This is a genomic window from Pseudomonas sp., assembly GCF_026224925.1.
Classification (GTDB): Bacteria; Pseudomonadota; Gammaproteobacteria; order Pseudomonadales; family Pseudomonadaceae; genus Aquipseudomonas.
The window spans coordinates 1-4018 of the sequence record NZ_JAMFRV010000121.1 but is presented as its reverse complement, the minus strand read 5'-3'; the positions used below and the strand labels follow the sequence as shown (position 1 = coordinate 4018).

Sequence of the window (4018 nt, the reverse complement as noted above, 5' to 3'; positions counted from 1 at the left end):
GTGGACTTGCCGACGTTCGGTCGACCCACCAGGGCGATTACGGGAACCATGCGGCTCTCCACTTCGTTATTTCAGAAAATACAAAGGCCGCTGCAGGGCAGCGGCCGGTGTTCGGAGCGGCACTTAAAGTGCCGCGAGCCTTGCCAGAGCAAGGTTACGAGAGGCCCTATGCGTCAAGCATAGACAGCGGTCTCTCGTATAAACAGTTACTGCTTGATCTTCAGGGCTTCCAGCTTGCCGCTGTTACCAAACACATAAATCGTGTCGCCATCTACCAATGGACGGGCACGTAGGCCATCGCTATCGATTTTTTCACGACCAACGAAACGCCCATCGACCTGGCTCAACAGGTGCAGATAGCCTTCCATATCGCCGACGGCTACGTAGCTGGAGAACACTTCCGGCGCCCCCAACTGGCGACGAGCCAGCGAGTCGTTGCTCCAAAGAGCAGTGGTCGAACGTTCGTCGATGCCTTGAACGGTGCCGGTCGCCAGGCTCACGTAAACGCTACCAAACCCTTGGGCAACACCCGAGTAGCTAGAGGCATCACGTTGCCAAAGAATACGACCGCTTTCCAGGTCCAGGGCAGCAACGCGACCCTGATAGGTAGCGACATACAGTTTGTCAGCCGACAGCAACAGACCGCCGTCGATGTCGACCACACGGTCAAGCTCGGAGCGACCTTGTGGAATCGCAACACGCTGTTCCCAGATTGGCACGCCATTGCTGGTGTCCAGCGCAACAACCTTACCTGTCGACAGACCCGCCAACGCCAAGTGGTTGGTCACGATCGGGGCGCCAGTACCGCGCAATGTCAGTACCGCAGGGGTGCTTTCGTAGATCCAGCGCTGGTTACCGGTGGCGGCGTCGTAGCCAATCACACGGTCATCCTGGGTCTGGACGACCACAACATCACCGTTGGTAGCTGGGGCTGACAGAATCTCGCTGGTAGCGTGAGCAGTCCACTTCACGTCACCGGTAGCGGAGTCCAGAACAACCACTTCACCTTTGAGTGTACCGAGCATGAGCATGCCGTAGCCTGAGCCAATGGCACCGGACACTGGTAACTCCAGGTCTTTCTTCCACTCCACATCACCGGTATTGCGGTCCAGCGACATGACAACGCCTTTCACGTCAGCGGCATAGAGATGCTCGCCGTCGATGGCCGGGGTCAGTATGTTATAGATATCGCCCTGACCGTCACCGATCGAACGACTCCATATCTTCTGCAAAACCACTTCTTCTTTGAAGTCAGTCAGCTCGGCTGGCGGCAATTCTTTTTTACCATTGCTGCTGCAACCCGCGGCCAAAATGGCCAGGGCCAGCAATGCTGCATGTTTCCAACGCATCACGTCACGCATCCCCTTTCGCCAAGTCGTCGAGCTTCATTTGTAGGCCACCCACTGCCGCTTCTTCAGACAGCGCGGATTTGGCTTTTAGGTAAGCAGCGTGAGCATCGTCGGTGCGGCCCAACTGCACCAGCAAGTCACCTTTGAGTTCTTCGCGGCTGGCAAGGAAAGCCTTGCCAGCATCGCCATCGAGCAACTTCAGTGCGTCATCAACCTTGTTCTGTGCCGCCAGCACGCGAGCCAGGCGCTGACGTGCAACTTCACCCAGCGTGTCGCTTACAGGCTTGTCGACCACAGCCTTGAGTTCTGCTGCAGCGTCGTCCAGCTTGCCGGTATCGACCGCCACTTTGGCGACAAACAGGCTGCCGTACTGCGCGTAAGCCGTGCCGCCGAATTCGCTTTTCAGCTTGCCAGCGATGTCCGCAACGCGCGCGGTATCGGCCTGGCCATTCGGGGTCAAGGCCGTTTCCAACAATGCTTGATACAGCATTGATGCGCCTTGCGACTGACTGTTTTGATAACGGTGCCAGCCCTGCCAGCCAAGTACCAGGATCGCCGCGACCAGACAGCCGGTGACCAAGGGTTTGCCGTTACGCTGCCACCAGTCTTTCATCACTGCCAGCTCATCATCTTCGGTACTCGACACCCCAATACTCCTTTTTACTAAATTCGGCTGTTTATCAGCTTCAACCCTGCACAACGCAGGAGGCCAGGTGCTCTGACAGAGCATCCCAAGCAATATTTTGTTGTTCGCCCTGGCCACGCAGGGGTTTGACACCGACGACTTGCTGGGCCAGCTCGTCGTCACCGAGTATCAGGGTGTACAACGCACCGCTCTTGTCGGCTTTTTTGAATTGGCTTTTGAAACTCCCAGCGCCGGCATTAACCTGCAACCGCAGGTTCGGCAACTGGTCCCGCAAACGCTCGGTCAGCGCCAGTGCAGCCAATTCGGCGGCTTCGCCAAAGGCACACAAGTAGACGTCGACCTGACGCGAGATTTCTTCTGGAATCTGCCCGAGGGTTTCCAGCAGCAATACCAGGCGCTCGATACCCATGGCGAAACCAACACCACTGGTAGGCTTGCCGCCCATTTGTTCGACCAGACCGTCATAACGGCCACCGGCACACACGGTGCCTTGGGCGCCCAGCTGGTCAGTGACCCATTCAAAGACGGTCTTGCTGTAGTAATCAAGCCCGCGAACCAATTTGGGATTGATCACGAACGGGATGCCAGCGGCGTCCAGACGGGCCTTGAGGCCGTCGAAGTGGATGCGCGACTCGTCGTCCAGGTAATCTGCCAACTTCGGCGCATCAACCAGGACCGCTTGAGTCTCGGGATTCTTGGTATCAAGAACGCGCAAAGGGTTGGTCTTCAATCGACGCTGGCTGTCTTCGTCAAGCTCGCTCAAGCGCGACGACAAAAACTCCACCAGCGCTTCGCGATAACGCCCACGCGCTTCGCTGGTGCCCAGGCTGTTGAGCTCCAGTTTGACGGCGCTACGAATGCCCAGCAAACCCCACAGGCGCCAGGTCAGCACGATCAACTCGGCATCGATGTCCGGACCGTCGAGGTTGAACACTTCCACACCAATCTGGTGAAACTGACGATAACGGCCTTTTTGCGGACGTTCGTGGCGGAACATCGGGCCGATATACCACAATTTCTGAACCTGACCGCCACCGGTGATCCCGTGCTCGAGCACAGCGCGTACGCAGGCGGCGGTGCCTTCAGGGCGAAGGGTCAGGGAGTCACCGTTGCGGTCTTCGAAGGTGTACATCTCTTTTTCGACGATGTCAGTCACTTCGCCAATAGAGCGCTTGAACAGCTCGGTGAACTCGACAATCGGCATACGGATCTGACGATAACCGTAGTTATCCAGCAGTCGTGAAACCGTACTTTCGAAATAGCGCCACAGCGGCGTCTGATCCGGCAGGATGTCGTTCATGCCGCGAATGGCTTGCAGAGACTTGCTCACAAAAAATCCTTAAAAACTAAATTAGCCGCACGTTTTAGCCGCGCGCGATAAGCGCTGCGTCGGCTTCGACTTTCTCGGCCGCTCTCTGACGAATCAAGCGTTCAAGCTCATCCACCAGATTGTCATTGGTCAGTTTCTGCGCTGGCTTGCCATCGATGTAGATCAGGTTCGGCGTACCACCGGTAAGGCCGATATGGGCCTCTTTGGCTTCGCCCGGACCGTTGACCACACAACCGATCACCGCGACGTCCAGTGGCACCAACAAATCCTCAAGGCGCGTCTCCAGTTCATTCATGGTCTTCACCACATCGAAGTTCTGCCGCGAGCAGCTCGGGCAGGCGATGAAGTTGATGCCACGGGAACGAAGATGCAACGATTTGAGGATGTCGTAGCCGACTTTCACCTCTTCGACCGGGTCAGCGGCCAACGAGATGCGGATAGTATCGCCAATTCCTTCGGCGAGCAGCATACCTAGGCCCACCGCAGATTTCACGGTACCTGAACGTAAACCACCGGCTTCGGTAATACCGAGGTGCAATGGCTGGCTGATTTGTTGAGACAGCAGTCGATAGGCGGCTACCGCCATGAACACGTCACTGGCCTTGACGCTGACCTTGAAGTCTTGGAAATCCAGACGGTCCAGGTGCTCGACGTGGCGCAGTGCGGATTCTACCAAGGCCGCCGGTGTCGGCT

The 4018-nt window shown here is 57.1% G+C and carries 4 protein-coding genes; all 4 read right to left on the bottom strand.

Going from position 1 to position 4018, the window contains the following annotated elements:
- Positions 1–206: 206 nt before the first annotated feature.
- Positions 207–1361, bottom strand: coding sequence for an outer membrane protein assembly factor BamB (bamB, locus tag M0974_RS05385; protein ID WP_297833703.1), 1155 nt, complete (start codon positions 1359–1361; stop codon positions 207–209).
- The gene (locus tag M0974_RS05380) at positions 1354–1995 is read right to left on the bottom strand and encodes a tetratricopeptide repeat protein (protein ID WP_297833701.1); all 642 of its coding nucleotides are present in this window, start codon (positions 1993–1995) and stop codon (positions 1354–1356) included. The genes bamB and M0974_RS05380 overlap by 8 nt, the downstream gene beginning before the upstream one ends.
- A 40-nt stretch (positions 1996–2035) precedes the next feature.
- On the bottom strand, positions 2036–3325 hold the full coding sequence (hisS, locus tag M0974_RS05375; RefSeq protein ID WP_297833699.1) for a histidine--tRNA ligase: 1290 nt from the start codon (positions 3323–3325) through the stop codon (positions 2036–2038).
- 34 nt (positions 3326–3359) lie between these two features.
- A partial coding sequence (locus M0974_RS05370; RefSeq protein WP_297833697.1) for a flavodoxin-dependent (E)-4-hydroxy-3-methylbut-2-enyl-diphosphate synthase occupies positions 3360–4018 on the bottom strand: 659 nt, incomplete at its 5' end.